The 14,733-nt window shown below is 66.3% G+C and carries 15 protein-coding genes; 7 read left to right on the plus strand and 8 right to left on the minus strand.

Annotated features, from left to right (window positions below; genetic code table 11):
• Positions 1–28 precede the first annotated feature (28 nt).
• The 5 genes from VL129_RS03485 to VL129_RS03505 all read left to right on the plus strand — a co-directional run bounded on the left by VL129_RS03485 (position 29) and on the right by VL129_RS03505 (position 5,480).
• Positions 29–1,390 carry a tryptophan--tRNA ligase gene (locus VL129_RS03485; protein WP_325410115.1) on the plus strand — a complete coding sequence of 454 codons (1,362 nt, stop codon included), beginning with the start codon at positions 29–31 and terminating at the stop codon, positions 1,388–1,390.
• A gap of 228 nt (positions 1,391–1,618) precedes the next feature.
• Positions 1,619–2,713 (plus strand): cell division protein ZapE, encoded by a 1,095-nt coding sequence (zapE, locus tag VL129_RS03490; protein ID WP_325410117.1) that lies wholly within the window; start codon positions 1,619–1,621, stop codon positions 2,711–2,713.
• A 329-nt stretch (positions 2,714–3,042) separates the two neighbouring features.
• Positions 3,043–3,234 carry a CsbD family protein gene (locus VL129_RS03495; RefSeq protein WP_325410119.1) on the plus strand — a complete coding sequence of 64 codons (192 nt, stop codon included), beginning with the start codon at positions 3,043–3,045 and terminating at the stop codon, positions 3,232–3,234.
• Positions 3,235–3,493: 259 nt separating this feature from the next.
• A complete protein-coding gene (locus VL129_RS03500; RefSeq protein ID WP_325410121.1) occupies positions 3,494–5,119 on the plus strand; it encodes a methyl-accepting chemotaxis protein in 1,626 nt (541 codons plus the stop codon).
• Between the two features lie 106 nt (positions 5,120–5,225).
• Positions 5,226–5,480 carry a hypothetical protein gene (locus VL129_RS03505; RefSeq protein WP_325410123.1) on the plus strand — a complete coding sequence of 85 codons (255 nt, stop codon included), beginning with the start codon at positions 5,226–5,228 and terminating at the stop codon, positions 5,478–5,480.
• A gap of 43 nt (positions 5,481–5,523) precedes the next feature.
• On the opposite strand, the gene VL129_RS03510 is transcribed toward VL129_RS03505, so the two are convergent.
• The 3 genes from VL129_RS03510 to VL129_RS03520 all read right to left on the minus strand — a co-directional run bounded on the left by VL129_RS03510 (position 5,524) and on the right by VL129_RS03520 (position 7,217).
• Positions 5,524–5,964, minus strand: a complete 441-nt coding sequence (locus VL129_RS03510) for a DUF3597 domain-containing protein (RefSeq protein ID WP_325410125.1) — start codon at positions 5,962–5,964, stop codon at positions 5,524–5,526.
• Positions 5,965–6,142: 178 nt separating this feature from the next.
• A complete protein-coding gene (locus tag VL129_RS03515) occupies positions 6,143–6,511 on the minus strand; it encodes a SpoIIAA family protein (RefSeq protein ID WP_325410127.1) in 369 nt (122 codons plus the stop codon).
• Between the two features lie 82 nt (positions 6,512–6,593).
• Positions 6,594–7,217: a hypothetical protein gene (locus tag VL129_RS03520; RefSeq protein WP_325410129.1), complete on the minus strand. Its 624-nt coding sequence runs from the start codon at positions 7,215–7,217 to the stop codon at positions 6,594–6,596.
• Between the two features lie 442 nt (positions 7,218–7,659).
• Here VL129_RS03520 and VL129_RS03525 point away from each other — a divergent pair, with 442 nt between their 5' ends.
• Positions 7,660–8,856 carry a sugar transporter gene (locus VL129_RS03525; RefSeq protein ID WP_325410131.1) on the plus strand — a complete coding sequence of 399 codons (1,197 nt, stop codon included), beginning with the start codon at positions 7,660–7,662 and terminating at the stop codon, positions 8,854–8,856.
• A gap of 100 nt (positions 8,857–8,956) precedes the next feature.
• Here the strand turns inward: VL129_RS03525 and VL129_RS03530 are convergent, their stop codons facing one another.
• The 5 genes from VL129_RS03530 to VL129_RS03550 all read right to left on the minus strand — a co-directional run bounded on the left by VL129_RS03530 (position 8,957) and on the right by VL129_RS03550 (position 14,260).
• A complete protein-coding gene (locus VL129_RS03530) occupies positions 8,957–10,000 on the minus strand; it encodes a hypothetical protein (RefSeq protein ID WP_325410133.1) in 1,044 nt (347 codons plus the stop codon).
• Positions 10,001–10,033: 33 nt separating this feature from the next.
• A complete protein-coding gene (locus tag VL129_RS03535) occupies positions 10,034–12,037 on the minus strand; it encodes a peptidase U32 family protein (RefSeq protein WP_325410135.1) in 2,004 nt (667 codons plus the stop codon).
• Between the two features lie 86 nt (positions 12,038–12,123).
• Entirely contained in the window at positions 12,124–13,005 is an 882-nt protein-coding gene (locus VL129_RS03540) for a nuclease-related domain-containing protein (RefSeq protein WP_325410137.1), read from the minus strand.
• Between the two features lie 66 nt (positions 13,006–13,071).
• On the minus strand, positions 13,072–13,398 hold the full coding sequence (locus VL129_RS03545; RefSeq protein WP_325410139.1) for a hypothetical protein: 327 nt from the start codon (positions 13,396–13,398) through the stop codon (positions 13,072–13,074).
• A 70-nt stretch (positions 13,399–13,468) separates the two neighbouring features.
• Positions 13,469–14,260 (minus strand): dienelactone hydrolase family protein, encoded by a 792-nt coding sequence (locus VL129_RS03550; RefSeq protein WP_325410142.1) that lies wholly within the window; start codon positions 14,258–14,260, stop codon positions 13,469–13,471.
• 122 nt (positions 14,261–14,382) lie between these two features.
• On the opposite strand from VL129_RS03550, the gene VL129_RS03555 reads away from it, so the two are divergent.
• Complete coding sequence (locus VL129_RS03555) at positions 14,383–14,727, plus strand: hypothetical protein (RefSeq protein ID WP_325410143.1); 345 nt, start codon at positions 14,383–14,385, stop codon at positions 14,725–14,727.
• Positions 14,728–14,733: the final 6 nt, after the last annotated feature.

The raw sequence follows: 14,733 nt of genomic DNA on the forward strand, positions 1-14,733 counted from the left end.
CCTGCCACACGTTCGACGGATTTGACACATGACCACGCGCATCCTTACCGGCATCACCACCACCGGCACCCCGCACCTGGGCAACTACGCCGGCGCCATCCGCCCGGCGATCGTCGCCAGCCGTGCCGCCGACGTGGATTCCTTCTACTTCCTGGCCGACTACCACGCGCTGATCAAGTGCGACGACCCGGCACGCATCCAGCGCTCGCGCCTGGAAATTGCCGCCACCTGGCTGGCCGGCGGCCTGGATGCCGATCGCGCGACCTTCTATCGCCAGTCGGACATTCCGGAAATCCCCGAGCTGACCTGGCTGCTCACCTGCGTGGCGGGCAAGGGCCTGCTCAACCGCGCCCACGCCTACAAGGCGGCGGTGGACAAGAACGTCGAGGCCGGCGAAGACCCGGACGCCGGCGTGACCATGGGCCTGTTCAGCTACCCGGTGCTGATGGCCGCCGACATCCTGATGTTCAACGCCCACAAGGTGCCGGTCGGCCGTGACCAGATCCAGCACGTGGAAATGGCCCGCGACATCGGCCAGCGCTTCAATCACCTGTTCGGTCAGGGGCGCGAGCTGTTCACCCTGCCGGAGGCGGTGATCGAGGAGGATGTGGCGACCCTGCCGGGCCTGGACGGGCGCAAGATGTCCAAGAGCTACGACAACACCATCCCGCTGTTCGGCAGCGCCAAGCAGCTCAAGGACACCATCGCCCGCATCGTCACCGACTCGAAGCTGCCGGGCGAGGCCAAGGATCCGGACAACTCCCATCTGTTCACCCTCTACCAGGCCTTTGCCACGGCTGAACAGCAGGCCGCGTTCCGCGCCGATCTGCTGGGCGGACTGGGCTGGGGCGAGGCCAAGCAGCGCCTGTTCGAACTGCTCGACAACGAGCTGGGCGAAGCGCGCGAACGCTACCATGCGCTAATCGCCAAGCCGGCCGATCTGGAGGACATTCTGCTCGCCGGCGCCGCCAAGGCGCGCCGCATCGCCACGCCGTTCCTCGGCGAACTGCGCGAGGCGGTGGGCCTGCGTTCCTTCCGCGAGCAGGTGCAGGTGGCCGGCGCGAGCAAGAAGAAGGCCGCCAAGGTCGCGCGCTTCGTCAGCTTCCGCGAGCCGGACGGCAGCTTCCGCTTCCGCTTCCTGGCCGCCGACGGCGAGGAACTGCTGCTATCGCGGCCGTTCGGCGACCCGAAGAAGACCGGCCAGATCAGCCAGCGGTTGATCGCCCAGGGACCGGATGCGCTGGAGCTGCGCGAGGACGAGGGCACCCAGTTCACCCTGTGGCTGGACGATGAATGCATCGCCGACAGCCCGAGCTTCGCCGATCCCGAGGCGCTCGACGCCGCCATGCTGCGGGTGCGCGACGCCATCGCCGGGCTGGCCGAAGGCTGACTTCGTTGTTGGTTCGGCGCCGAGCCGCTGGGGGTGGGAGCGGACTTGTCCGCGAGCTTTGGGTATGGCCTGGAAAAGAGCTCGCGAATGAATTCGCTCCTACGGGCACGCGCCGGTCGCCACTTTTCATGACCTGAGGAAAGAGCTGTCTTGAACGATCTGAGCAAATTGCCAAGCACCGAGGGCGCCGTTAAAGTGTCGGCCCCCTCCACCAACCCCCACGCTGCCATGACTCCACTCCAGCGCTATCAGGCCGATCTGCAACGCCCCGACTTTTTCCATGACGCCGCCCAGGAAAACGCCGTGCGTCACCTGCAGCGCCTGTACGACGACCTGGTCGCCGCGCAGCAGCAATCGAGTGGTCTGCTCGGCAAGCTGTTCGCCAAGAAGCCGCAGGGTCCGATCAAGGGCATCTACTTCTGGGGTGGCGTGGGTCGCGGCAAGACCTATCTGGTGGACACCTTCTTCGATGCGCTGCCCTTCGAGCAGAAGATGCGCACGCACTTCCACCGCTTCATGAAGCGCGTGCACGAAGAGCTGAAGACCCTCAAGGGCGAGAAGAACCCGCTGCCGCTCATTGCCAAGCGTTTCGCCAACGAAGCCCGGGTGATCTGCTTCGACGAATTCTTCGTCTCCGACATTACCGACGCGATGATCCTTGCCACCCTGCTGGAGGAGCTGTTCAAGAACGGCGTCTCACTGGTGGCCACCTCCAACATCGTGCCGGACGGCCTGTACAAGGACGGCCTGCAACGCGCGCGTTTCCTGCCGGCCATTGCCCTGCTCAAGCAGCACACCGAGATCGTCAACGTCGACAGCGGCATCGACTACCGCCTGCGCGCCCTGGAACAGGCCGAGCTGTATCACTGGCCGCTGGACGCCGAGGCCGAGCAGAGCCTGGAAAAGAGCTTCAAGAGCCTGCTCACCGAGAACTGCACGGTGCTGGAAAACGAGGCGCTGATCATCGAAAACCGCGAGATTCGCGCGCGCAAGGTGGCCAACGACATCGCCTGGTTCGACTTCCGCGCCATTTGCGACGGCCCACGCAGCCAGAACGACTACATCGAGCTGGGCAAGATCTTCGAGGCGGTGCTGATCTCCAACATCGAGCAGATGAACGCCCAGAAGGACGACATGGCGCGGCGCTTCATCAACCTGGTGGACGAGTTCTACGACCGCAACGTCAAGCTGATCCTCTCCGCCGAAGTGGAACTCAAGGACCTCTACACCGGCGGCCGCCTGGAGTTCGAGTTCCAGCGCACCCTCAGCCGCCTGCTGGAGATGCAGTCCCACGAGTTCCTGGCCCGTCCGCACAAGCCCTGAGTTTCGTCGCGGTCCTGTAGGGCCGGGTTTATCCCGGCCGATGTGTGGGTGGGACCGAGACCTGGCGAAGGCCCCGGCTCCGCTGGCCGGCATAAAGCCGGCCCTACAGGTGACACCCGGGCCTCTGGTGACGGGTTGCTTTTCCGTAGGGCCGCTCAGCGGAGCTGAAAATCCGCACCTCGTGTCTCGATCCCCGCCCCCGTCGGCCGGCGTAAAGCCGGCCCCACAGGGATCTGCGCGCACGCCGTCCCGCCCTTCGCCGGGTGGATGAAACCTTTCCCGACCCCGCCACTCCACTGCTGCGAACCCACCAGTGTTGGAGATTTGCCATGAGCAGTGCAGGCGACAAGGCCCGCGGTATGGGCAACGAAGCGGCAGGGAAGATCAAGCAGGGCGTCGGTGAGGCTACCGGCAACCAGGGCATGCGCCAGGAAGGCAAGATCCAGGAGCGCAAGGGCGAAGCCCAGCAGATCAAGGGCGACGTCAAGGACACCCTGAAGAAGGGCATCGACAAGGCCTGATCTTCCTTTCTTCCTCTGTCGATGGGCTTCTGGCCCATCGGCATTCCTCGTGATCCTTATTGATAGAACGGGCTGGATAGCGTTCTTGCTTTCCGGGAGTAGCGTTCGTCATATCCGAACGCTGGCGCCATTTTATTATCATTTTCCTAATGATCGCCGCGCTGTTGCCGATGAAGAACTGAGCGGCAGGCTGGCCTGCGGACCCGCTGCCCAGAAAAGAGACGAAAAAAAAGAACAACTCAGCGGAAGGCTTCTCACCATGCTTCTCAGGCGTTTCAAGGTTGGCCATCGGGCCATTGTCGGTTTTTCCATCGTGGCCCTGCTGGTCGTGCTGCTCGGCGTCTTTGCCAAGAGCCAGATGCAGGTCATCCGCAGCGCCACCGTCACCATGCAGGACAACACGCTGCCCAGCTATCGGGCCTTGGGCTGGATCAGCGAGCAGATGCTGCGCCTGCGCATCATGTCCTTCCGTCTTTACGTGGACCGCGAGGACGCCAAGCTCAAGGCCAGCCTGGCGCGTGCCGACGAGATCGCCAACGACCTCGCCAAGGCGGTGAACGACTACGAGACGCTGATCGTCAGCGAGGCCGAGCGCAGCCAGTTCCGCCTGGTGCGCCAGGCCATGCAGGACTACGTGAACATCCACAAAAGCCTGGTGGCCGCTTCCGCCCGGGGTCAGGTGGAGGAGATGAAAACCCTGCTGGGCGGCGACTACAACCGCCTGTCCATCGAGCTGGGCAAGCAGCTCAACCGCCTCATCGAGATCAAGGGCCAGATCGCCGGCGACTTCGCCCAGCAGGCCCACGACCAGTACGAACTGGCCGATATCGGCGTGCTGGTGTTCATGGGTCTCGCCGCGTTGCTGACCATCGTGCTGGCCAGCGTGCTGACCCGCAGCATTGTCGCGCCGCTGTCCGAGGCCGTGCGCATGGCCGAAGTGGTCGCCGACGGCGATCTGACCCATCCCATCCGCGTGGAAGGGCGTGACGAGCCGGCACAGTTGCTGGCCGCGCTGGAGCGCATGCAGCGCAATCTGCGCGAAACCCTGCAGCGCATCGTCGACTCCTCGACCCAGCTGTCCTCGTCCGCCGAGGAGCTGAATGCGGTCACCGAAAACTCCAGCCGGGTGCTGCAGCAGCAGAATCAGGAAATCGAGCAGGCCGCCACCGCGGTCAACGAAATGACCACCGCCGTTGACGAAGTGGCGCGCAACGCCACCGGCACCTCTGAGGCGTCCCAGGCCTCCGACCGCACCGCGCGGGAAGGGCGCGGCCAGGTGGAGCGCACCATCGAGTCCATCAACCAGATGACCCGCGAGGCCAGCAGCAGTGCCCGGGAAGTGGACCACCTGGCGGGCCAGGTGCGCAGCATCAGCACCGTGCTGGACGTGATCCGTTCCATCGCCGAGCAGACCAACCTGCTGGCGCTCAACGCGGCCATCGAGGCGGCCCGGGCCGGCGACGCGGGACGCGGCTTCGCCGTGGTGGCCGACGAGGTGCGCGCGCTGGCGCATCGCACCCAGCAGTCCACCCAGGAGATCGAACAGATGATCCAGGCGGTGCAGCAGAGCACCGACCAGGCCATGACGGCGATGCAGACCAGCAACCAGCGCGCGCAGAGCACCCTGGAAATCGCCCATGCGGCGGGCGAGGCGCTGCGACAGATCACCGAATCGATCGGTCACATCACCGAGCGCAACCTGATCATTGCCAGTGCCTCGGAAGAACAGGCCCAGGTGGCCCGCGAAGTGGACCACAACCTGGTCAACATCCGCGACCTGGCCATGCAGACCTCGGCCGGCGCCAACCAGACCAGCGCCGCCAGCCACGAACTGGCGCGTCTGGCGGTACGCCTGAACGAGCTGGTGAAGGGGTTCCGCCTGTAACACGCGGCTGGTGCCGGGCCTCGCCGCTTTCGTCGGAAGACATTTGCGGGGAGTGCCAGGCTGGGCCAGCCTCCCAGGACCACGGGCTATCCGCGAGGGCCTGGCCATGCAACGCCTGCATTGCACCTACCGAGACCACACCATCGTCGCCGACGTCGTGCAGTACGAAGGTAGTCCGCTGCCCTGGGCGGCGGGTTGCCGGATCACCGCGCCGGACGGGCGCAGCACCCGGCGCCTGCCGTTGCCCCACGACCGGGCGCTGATGGCCGAGCTGGACAAGGCCGAGCAGGTTTCCCTGGCCCATGGCAAATGGCTGGTCGACCAGCACCTGGACAACGCCCACGCGCTGTTTGCCTCCTGAGTCCGGAGGCAGCGGGCTGCGGCCACTGCAGCCCGCTGTCAGGTCACAGCAGTTCCGGCGGGATGGTGCCGCCGTGCTCGGCCAGGCGCTTCATGACTTCCTTGTGCAGCCACAGGTTCATCTGCGCCGAGTCGGCCATCTTGTCCGGCGGGCAGCCCAGTTCGGTGGCCATTTCCTTGCGGGCTTCCAGGCTGCTGTCCAGGCCGAGCAGCTTGAGCAGGTCGACAATCGAGGTGCGCCAGTTCAACTGCTCTGCATGCGTGGCCGCCATGCTTTCCAGCTTGGCGGCCACGTCGACCTGGCTGACCGGCGCGGCTGTGGCGCCGGGTGCGGCTGTCGGGCTGGGCGGCACCACGCCGGAGTCGACGGTGGTGCCGCCCGCCGCAGTGGTGGTGCCGGATGGCGGCGCGCCCGCCGGACGCTCCGCCGCGTGTGCGTCGCGGCCGATGCCGAGTTTTTCCTTGATCAGATCGAATAGGCCCATGGGTGGATCCTCCGTGGTGGTGGTTCAGATGCGACCACGGATTCGTGCGGGCATTCACTGGCTGGGTTGATATCGGTGTGCGCCACCGTAATGCATTTTGTAGGAGCGGCTTCAGCCGCGATGCTGCGCCTCAATCGCGGCTGAAGCCGCTCCTACAAAAGAGCCGGTTCGGCGCGGCTCAGGCTTCATTGAGCCAGTCTTCGGCGTCCAGCTCCTGGTCGCTGCGGAAGGCGCGAACCTGCAGGCCCGGGATCAGCGCGCCTTCCACTTCGCTGGCGGTGCGCAGCCAGGCGGTGTCAGTGAGCACGGCGCAGCGCTGGAAGCGATGGACCAGCCGGAACAGCTGCGGCAGGCGCGCCAGCTCGACGGCGAAGGCGCCCAGCGTGGGCAGGTCGAAGGCGTCCAGGCGGAAGAGCAGCCGGCCATGGCGCAGGTCGGTGGAGGCGTTGTACAGGTTGTCGAGCAGCTGGCCCATGGCCTCGCCGTCGAGCTTGCCGTAGATCTCCAGATCGACGCGGCTCTCGCCGCTGCGCTTGACCTTGAACATGATTTTCTCCCGGCTGCGTGCTACCCGGCAGGCTAGCCCATTGCGAGCAGCCTGCGGGTGCGGCCCGACCGGAGCGCGGTATTCAGCGCAGGCGGATTTCCTTGCTCTTGGCGCCGGCCGGCGGAGCAGCTTCGACGGGCGGCGGAATGTCGATATGGCGGGTGGTCGGCAGGCGCTTGAGGCGGTTCAGCACGGAAACGACCGAGTCCAGGGAGCGCAGTGTGTTGATCTCCACGTGGGGCTTTTCCAGCGGCCGGCGCGTATGAATCTGGTACTGGCGCCACCAGACCACCGTCTTGCCGGCCTGGGCAGGCAGGTCCAGGGTCAGGATGCGAGTCATCTCCGCGTAGGGAATGAAGCTGTCACCCAGGGTCACCACCTCGGCGGGCAGGTGCAGGCCGTCCTCGTCGAAGAAGGCGTCGAGTTCCGCGCGCGGTTCGACCTGCCGCTTGGCTGGCAGCAGCGCCAGCACCAGCAGGATCACCCCCAGCGCCAGGCAGGCGATGCCCGCCGCCAGTTGGCCGAACAGAAACGCCGGCACGCACGCCACCAGCAGGGGAAGCCACAACCATTTCCAGAGCTGCGTGAAGGCGTTCGGCGCGGCGCTCGGCGCGGGCAGCTCCGCAGGGTTGCGGGCAAAGCTGCCGATCGTCTCGGGAAAGATCTTGATGATGGTTTTCGGGACGGTGTCTGCGGGGGTCGTCATGCGTCGATATCCTTGAATGTCCGATGCCTGGCCCAAGGCTGCATCGGTCCTGGCCCGGCGGCGCCGGGGTCCGCCCACAGCCCGGCGTTGGCGGGATCCGTCAACGCTAATGGCTAAGTGGCAGCAAGCGAGAGTACAGGGTTGCCGAATCGGCGCAAAGACCCGGTTTTCAGAAAAATCGTGACGTTGATGCCGCACCGGGAACGCGGCTCTGCGCGGCGCTCCGGCAGGCCCGTCCGGGGGTGGAGAGTGCCCCGAAATGGGGCGTTCCTGCGCCCCGCAGGACGTGGCATCCAGGCCTCGGATCGGCACGCCTGGCGTCCCCTTGACCGTTGGGACGGCGCGGTTTGCACCGGCCTGGCCGGGCTCTTAGAATGCGCGCCTTCCCCCGCCTGCGTCCGCAGGCATTTCGGCCCTCTCTGCCGCCTGGTTTTACCCATCCATGATGACTTCGAATCCCGCCCAGCCGGGCAGTTGGCTCGGTGTGGCTGCGCTGGCCCTGGCCGCCTTCATCTTCAACACCACCGAGTTCGTGCCGGTGGCGCTGCTCACCGACATCGGCGCCAGCTTCGGCCTGCCGCCGGCGCGGGTCGGGTTGATGCTCACCCTCTATGCCTGGCTGGTGGCGCTGACCTCGCTGCCGCTGATGCTGCTGACCCGCCACCTGGAGCGGCGCCGCCTGCTGATGGGCGTGTTCGGGCTGTTCATTCTCAGCCACCTGCTGTCCAGCGTGGCCTGGAGCTACCCAGCGCTGGTGGCCAGCCGCATCGGCATCGCCTTTTCGCACGCGGTGTTCTGGTCGATCACCGCCTCGCTGGCCCTGCGCGTCGCGCCGGCAGGCCGTGAGGCGCAGGCGCTGGGCCTGCTGGCCACCGGCACCACCCTGGCCATGGTGCTGGGCGTTCCGCTCGGGCGCATGGTCGGCGAATGGCTGGGCTGGCGCATGAGTTTCCTGGGCATCGGCGGGCTGGCGCTGCTCACCGCGCTCGTGCTGGCGCGTACGCTGCCGCTGCTGCCGAGCCAGAACGCCGGTTCGCTGAGCAGCCTGCCGATCCTCTTCAAACGCCCGGCGCTGGTGGTGGTGTATGGGCTGACCGTGCTGGTGGTGACTGCGCAGTTCACCGCCTACAGCTACATCGAGCCGTTCGCCCGCGAGATCGCCGGCTTCGTCGGCAACCAGATCACCCTGTTGCTGCTGCTGTTCGGTGCCGCCGGGCTGGTGGGCTCGCTGCTGTTCAGTCGCTACAGCCCGCGCTACTCGCGGCCGTTCCTGCTCGGCGCCATCGGCGCCCTGGCATTTAGCCTGCTGCTGCTCAAGCCGCTGTCCGGCAGCCTGGGCCTGCTGGGTCTGCTGTGCTTCGTCTGGGGCATCGCCATCCTGTGCTTCACCCTGGCGCTGCAGTCGCGGGTGCTGAAATTCGCCGCGGACGCCACCGACGTGGCCATGTCGCTGTTCTCCGGGCTGTACAACCTGGGCATCGGCGCCGGCGCGCTGCTGGGCAGCCTGGTCACCCGCCAGGTCGGCCTGGACAGCATCGGCTGGGTCGGCGGCCTGCTGGCCCTGGGCGGGCTGCTGATCTGCGCGGTGGCCATGCTGCGCATTGCGCCGCCGAACCTGGGGGCGGCGCAGACGGGCTGACCGTAGGGTGGTCAACGCACCGCGTTGGCCACCGGACGTGGCATCGGTGCACTCCGTGCTGGCGGTCAAAAAAACGTCGTCGACCCCCTACCGAACGTGGTTATAGGCAGGCAGCGCAATAATCCTTACGCAGCGGGGGCAGCAGCTGGTCAAAACGCTCCAGGCAGCGCTGGTAGTGGGCCTCGGGTGATTCCCTCAGCAGGGGCTCCCAGGCGGGGTCGTCGGCCAGTTCGGGCCGCATGCCGCCGCGCAGGACCAGCAGCCACTGCTCCTCCTGCTCCCAGTCCCAGCGGCTGATGACCTCAACCTGACGGCTGATCCATTCGGGAAACAGCGGCTGCGGGGTCGGCATTTTTTCCGAGCCGATCCGCAGCAGAAACAGCAGACTCAGTCTGTTGTGCAGGTGGGCCCGTTCCAGGGCTACCGAGGGCTCCACGGCGTAGTCGCAGGCGGGGTAGCTGTGGCAGGTCCTGCCGCCGAGGCGGAAGTCCCGCAGCTCCACTCGGGGCCGTTGCCCATCCCACGCGGTGGTGTAGGGATAGGAATTGCCGTCGATGGTCACCCAGGAGTACGGCGTCTCATAGACCTCGCTGGGCGCGTGGGCGTGCAGGTCTACCCGCACATGGAAGGGGTGCAGCTCGGGTGTGGAAACGATGGGAATGCTGTGCCAGTTGCGCTCGTTACTGCCGGGCCGATGGCAGTTGTACAGCTCTTCCATGGCATTGAACGGGCGCGGGATGGGTCGCCGATGGCATTCGACGCTGAACTCGGTGGCCTGCGGCTCCGGGTGTTCGGGATTGATGCTGAAACCGAACACGTCCAGGGGGCGGTCGACGCCGGGCGGGGTGCTGAACAGCGTCAGCCCGCGCAGCATGCGGATGCAGGTGCCGTGACGGACCTCATAGGGGACGACCAGGGTGCCGGGAGCCGAGGTCGACGCGTGGAATTCCTTGGTGATCTTCTCGGGGTACAGGAGGCTCAGCAGGTCCCTCGGGGTGTGAATGGGACGGTCGCAGGCTTCCAGGTAATGCGCCACGGCGCTGGCGCGGTGGCCGGGCGGCTGGTCGATGGTGATTCGCTGGCTCTGGGTACAGGCTGCCAACGCCAGAAGGGCTGGCAGGAGCAGCAGTGCTGAACGGCGCATGGGACTTCCTTGTGCGGCGTGGGTCGGGGCGGGTCAACGCCCAGGTCTGTTGCGGATGGTTTTCTTCAGGTCTTCCGGGGTGATGCTGGCCACCACCTGGGTGGCCTGGCTGCCCGGTTGCGGCAGGTTGAGGATATGGCCCTTGATCTTGCCGATCACGTGCATCTCGCACGGTTTGCAGTCGAACTTCAGGGTCAGCACCTCGTCGCCGTGCACCAGCTGCATCGGCGCGACCTTGGTGCGCACGCCGGTCACGCCCTTGGCCTGTTTCGGGCACAGGTTGAAGGAGAAGCGCAGGCAGTGCTTGGTGATCATCACCGGCACCTCGCCGGTTTCCTCGTGGGCCTCGTAGGCCGCGTCGATCAGCTCCACGCCGAAACGCTTGTAGAACGCGCGGGCCTTGTCGTTGTAGACGTTGGCCAGGAAGGTCAGGTGCGACTCCGGGTACACCGGCGGCGGCACCGCCACCGACTTGCGCAAGCCGCGCGGATGCCGCGGCACGCGGGCGGCGGTCAGCGCTTCCACGGTGTCGCGGCGCAGGCCCTTGAGCTGCGAGGCGGGCACGAAGGGCACGAAGGGCGCCTCGATCTCCACGGCGTCGGCGTGGTAGATGGTGGTGCCCAGCTGGCCGAGCAGATCGCGCAGTTGCTCCAGCGCCTGCTCCGGCTTGTTGGCCGCGCCGAACGGGCCTTCCAGGGTCTGGGTGACGCGCACGCCGTCCTCGCTGGTGGCGGTCAGCGTCAGGCGCCGCTCGCTCAGTTCGGCCTTCCAGGTCAGGCCGATGCGCCGCTCGGACGAAGTCTTCTGCAGCGCCTGCTGCCAGTTGTGGTCCAGGTTGCGGCTCAGCGGGTGATGCGGGCGCAACTGGCGCAGGGCCGCCGGCAGCTCGTTGGGCTCCACGCGGTACTGCCAGCGCTGGGCGCCGTCCTCGATGAATTGCTGCTGCAGCTCCACCACGCTGGCGCGAAAGCCCACCACCTCGCGCTTGACCAGCACGTTCAGGCCGTCGCCGTTGGACAGCGGCTCGTGGGTCACGGCCACGAAGTCCTGCTTGCCGACCTTGAGCACCTCGCCCACCGGCAGGCCGGTGAAGGTCGGCGAGTCGAAGGCGCCGATGTCTTCCTTGCGGTCGGTGACGAAGTAGTCGGTGCTGCCGCGGTGGAAGGTCTTGTCCGGATCCGGGACGAAGAAGTGCTCGGTGCGGCCATGGGAGGCGCGCTCCAGGTCCGGGCGTTCGAGGAGGATGTCGTCCAGGCGCTGGCGGTAATAGGCGGTGATGTTCTTCACGTAGCCCATGTCCTTGTAGCGGCCTTCGATCTTGAAGGAACGCACGCCGGCCTCGACCAGCGCGCGCAGGTTGGCGCTCTGGTTGTTGTCCTTCATCGAGAGCAGATGCTTGTCGTAGGCCACCACGCGGCCCTGGTCGTCCTTCAGGGTGTAGGGCAGGCGGCAGGCCTGCGAGCAGTCGCCGCGGTTGGCGCTGCGGCCCGTCTGCGCATGGGAGATGTAGCACTGCCCCGAGAAGGCCACGCACAGCGCACCGTGGATGAAGAATTCCAGGGTGGTGTCCACCGCCGCGTGGATGGCGCGGATTTCCGTGAGGTTCAGCTCGCGGGCCAGCACCAGCTGGCTGAAACCGGCGTCGCCGAGGAAGCGCGCCTTCTCCAGGGTGCGGATGTCGCACTGGGTGCTGGCATGGATCTCGATGGGCGGGATGTCCAGCTCCATGATGCCCATGTCCTGGATGATCAGCGCGTCCACGCCGGCGTCGTACAGCTGGTGGATCAGCGCGCGCGCCGGCTCCAGCTCGTCGTCGTGCAGGATGGTGTTGAGGGTGACGAACACCCGCGCATGGAACAGGTGGGCGAATTCCACCAGCTTGGCGATGTCCTCGACGCTGTTCTCGGCGTTGTGCCGCGCCCCGAAGCTCGGCCCGCCGATGTACACGGCATCCGCCCCGTGCAGAATCGCCTCGCGGGCGATGGCCGTGTCGCGGGCGGGGCTGAGCAGTTCGAGGTGGTGCTTGGGCAGGGACATGGCGATCAGGCTTCGGGGGGCACGAAAAAGGGCGGCCATTGTAGCGGCAAAGCGTCGCGGGGGCTGACTGGGATTCGCCCGGCGGCTCAGCGAACTTCTTCGGCCTTAAGGCTGACCATTTTGCCGAGTTGGAAGGCGATGCGTTCCTGCGCCTTGGGATCGAGGCTCTGCTGATACTTGAACAGGCCGTGGCTTTTCGGATTGATCACCGCCACCGACGGACGCGCCTTGGTGGTTTGCGACACGAACCAACCCGGCAGTGCGACCACGGGATTGACGGAGACCGGTTCGCCCAGCCGGCCGGACAATTCCTTTGCGAGCGCCTGGCTGACGGCTTGCGCCTGCTCGATGGGCAGACGCTCCTTCGCACCGCCGGCGAACTGAATCGCTTGCCCGTCGTAGAGGGCTCGGGCGCTGTCCTTTCCCTTGGTGTCGGTGGGCTTGGAGCGGTACTTGGTTTCCACGGCGAACACGCCCCCGGGGCCGAGCAGCACGTGGTCGATGTTGCCGCGCGGCAGCGGAATATCGTGAAAGAGCTGCCAGCCCTCGGCCAGTAACGGGCCGAGCAGTTGCGCGGTAGCCAATTCCCCCTCGTAGCCCTTGCGGGTGGCGGACAGCTGTTTGGCCAGTCGCAGGGTGCGAATGACCGACCAGCACAGGGTTCCCGCCATACAGACGAGGAAAAAGATCGAAGAGTTGTTGAACCGTATCTGCTGCGGATCGATCCAGGATTGCAGCTGCACGCTGACCGCGAAACCACCCACCAGTACCGCGATTGCGATGGTCGACAACAGATCGAACGCCAGATCCAGGCGCTTTTCGCTCAGGGAGTGAGCGGGGTTGCGTAGCAGATCTTCCGTCAGCGGTGAGCGCCGACGGGCTGAGCGTTCACGCTGGATATGGATGAACAGGGTGGCGACAGGAGCCATCAGGCACAGCAGGAACAGGAGCAACACTGCCAGCGACATGGTGCGTACTCAGGTGGGGGTGGTTCGGCGGGATGCTAGCTCTTTGCTGCTATCCATGCCGAGCCCTCAATGCAGATAAACCACCGCCATCACCACCCCGCCCGCCAGGCTCACCAGCAACAGCAGGGCGTTGGCGATGCGTTGCCGCCCGGCGCGCAGCCCTGCGAAGGCGCAGGCAAATGCGCTCAGCAGCAGCAAGGGCGCGCACACCAGCATCACGCCGAACAGGATGTTCAGCGGCAGGCGCCAGTCGGTGTTGCCCTGGCCCTCCAGTTCCAGCAGGAAGCCGACCAGATGCACCGTGGCCAGCAGGATCAGCGGCACCAGGCAGAGCTGGATAAACGCGAGCAGCGCGAAAGGGGTGGGTTTCTTTTCCCGGAGACTGAGCGGCATGGGTAGTCCTGCAGGCGAAAACGGCGACGCCGCTAGTGTCGCCGATCCCGCCGGTAATGCCAAAGTGCAACTACTGACGGGCCTGGTTCTCGAACGCCTGATCCAACCAATCATTCATCGCCTTGAACGCCCGCTCGGCCACCACCGGGTGGTACTCGTTGCGCCCCGGCACGCTGGCGTAGGGGTCGGTGAAGGAGTGCACGGCGTTGCCGTAGCTGACCAGTTGCCAGTCCACCTCGGTCTGCCGCATCGCGGCGACGAAATCGTCCACCTGCTGCTTGGGCACCGCCGGGTCGTCGGCGCCGTGCAGCACCAGCACGCGGCCCTGGATGTTGCCGTTGTCGGCGGGATTCGGCGTGTCGAGATTGCCGTGGAAGGACACGAAGGCCTTCAGCGGCGCGCCGCTGCGGGCCAGTTCCAGGATCGCGCCGCCGCCGAAGCAGAAGCCGATGGCGCCGACCTGCTGCGTGTTCACCCGGTCGGTGCGCTTAAGCAGCTCGTCCAGCGAGGCCTGCACGCGCTTGCGCATCAGCGGGCGATCCGCGCGCAGCGGGCCGACCGCCTTGCCGGCCTCATCCGGGCCGCTGGGCCGTACGTCCTTGCCATACAGGTCGGCGATGAACACCACGTACTTGTCACTGGCGGCGCGGGCGGCCTTCTCCGCGGCGCGCTCGGTGGCGCCCAGCCAGTTGGGCACCATCAGCAGGCCGGGGCGCGGGGTGGTCACCGCGTCGTCGTAGACCAGCAGGCCTTGATAGGGCTGGCCGTCGATCCGGTAGTCGATGCGCTCCACCCGGGTCTCGGCGTGCGCCAGGCCGAGGGGTGACGTCAGCAGCAGGGCAATCAGCGTGTTCCTGTTCATGGGTGGGTCTCCGTGCGGGGCTGACAGAAACCCTAGCAGTGCAGCCCGGAGCCGCGCGGGAACTGGCCGGGGGTGGCGCGGCCTATGTTCAACAGGCCGTCATCGAAAGGAAGGGTTTCGCCATGAGCGCATACGACATCGAAAGCTGGTGCAAACCAGGCCCGCAAGAGCAATCCGAACCCATGGGGCAGATGCACTTCTTCATCAGCGAAACCGACCACCTGAACCTGGAGCAGGCCGAGGAGCGCCTGCGGCAAAGCGGCGAGAAGGAAGCCTGGATCGATGTCGATCCGCACTCCTTCGACCTCAAGCCCCCGCCCGAATGCGGGCCGCTCGCCGACTACCGCCTGCGCGTCTACCTGCGCGACGACGACCAGCGCGGGCAGTTCCACATCGTCGGCCACCGGGCCAGCGACGGGGCGACGGTGTACACCAACGCGCTGATGATCGACATGCTGATGGAATGAGGCCGC

This window comes from Pseudomonas sp., assembly GCF_035497915.1.
GTDB lineage: Bacteria > Pseudomonadota > Gammaproteobacteria > Pseudomonadales > Pseudomonadaceae > Serpens.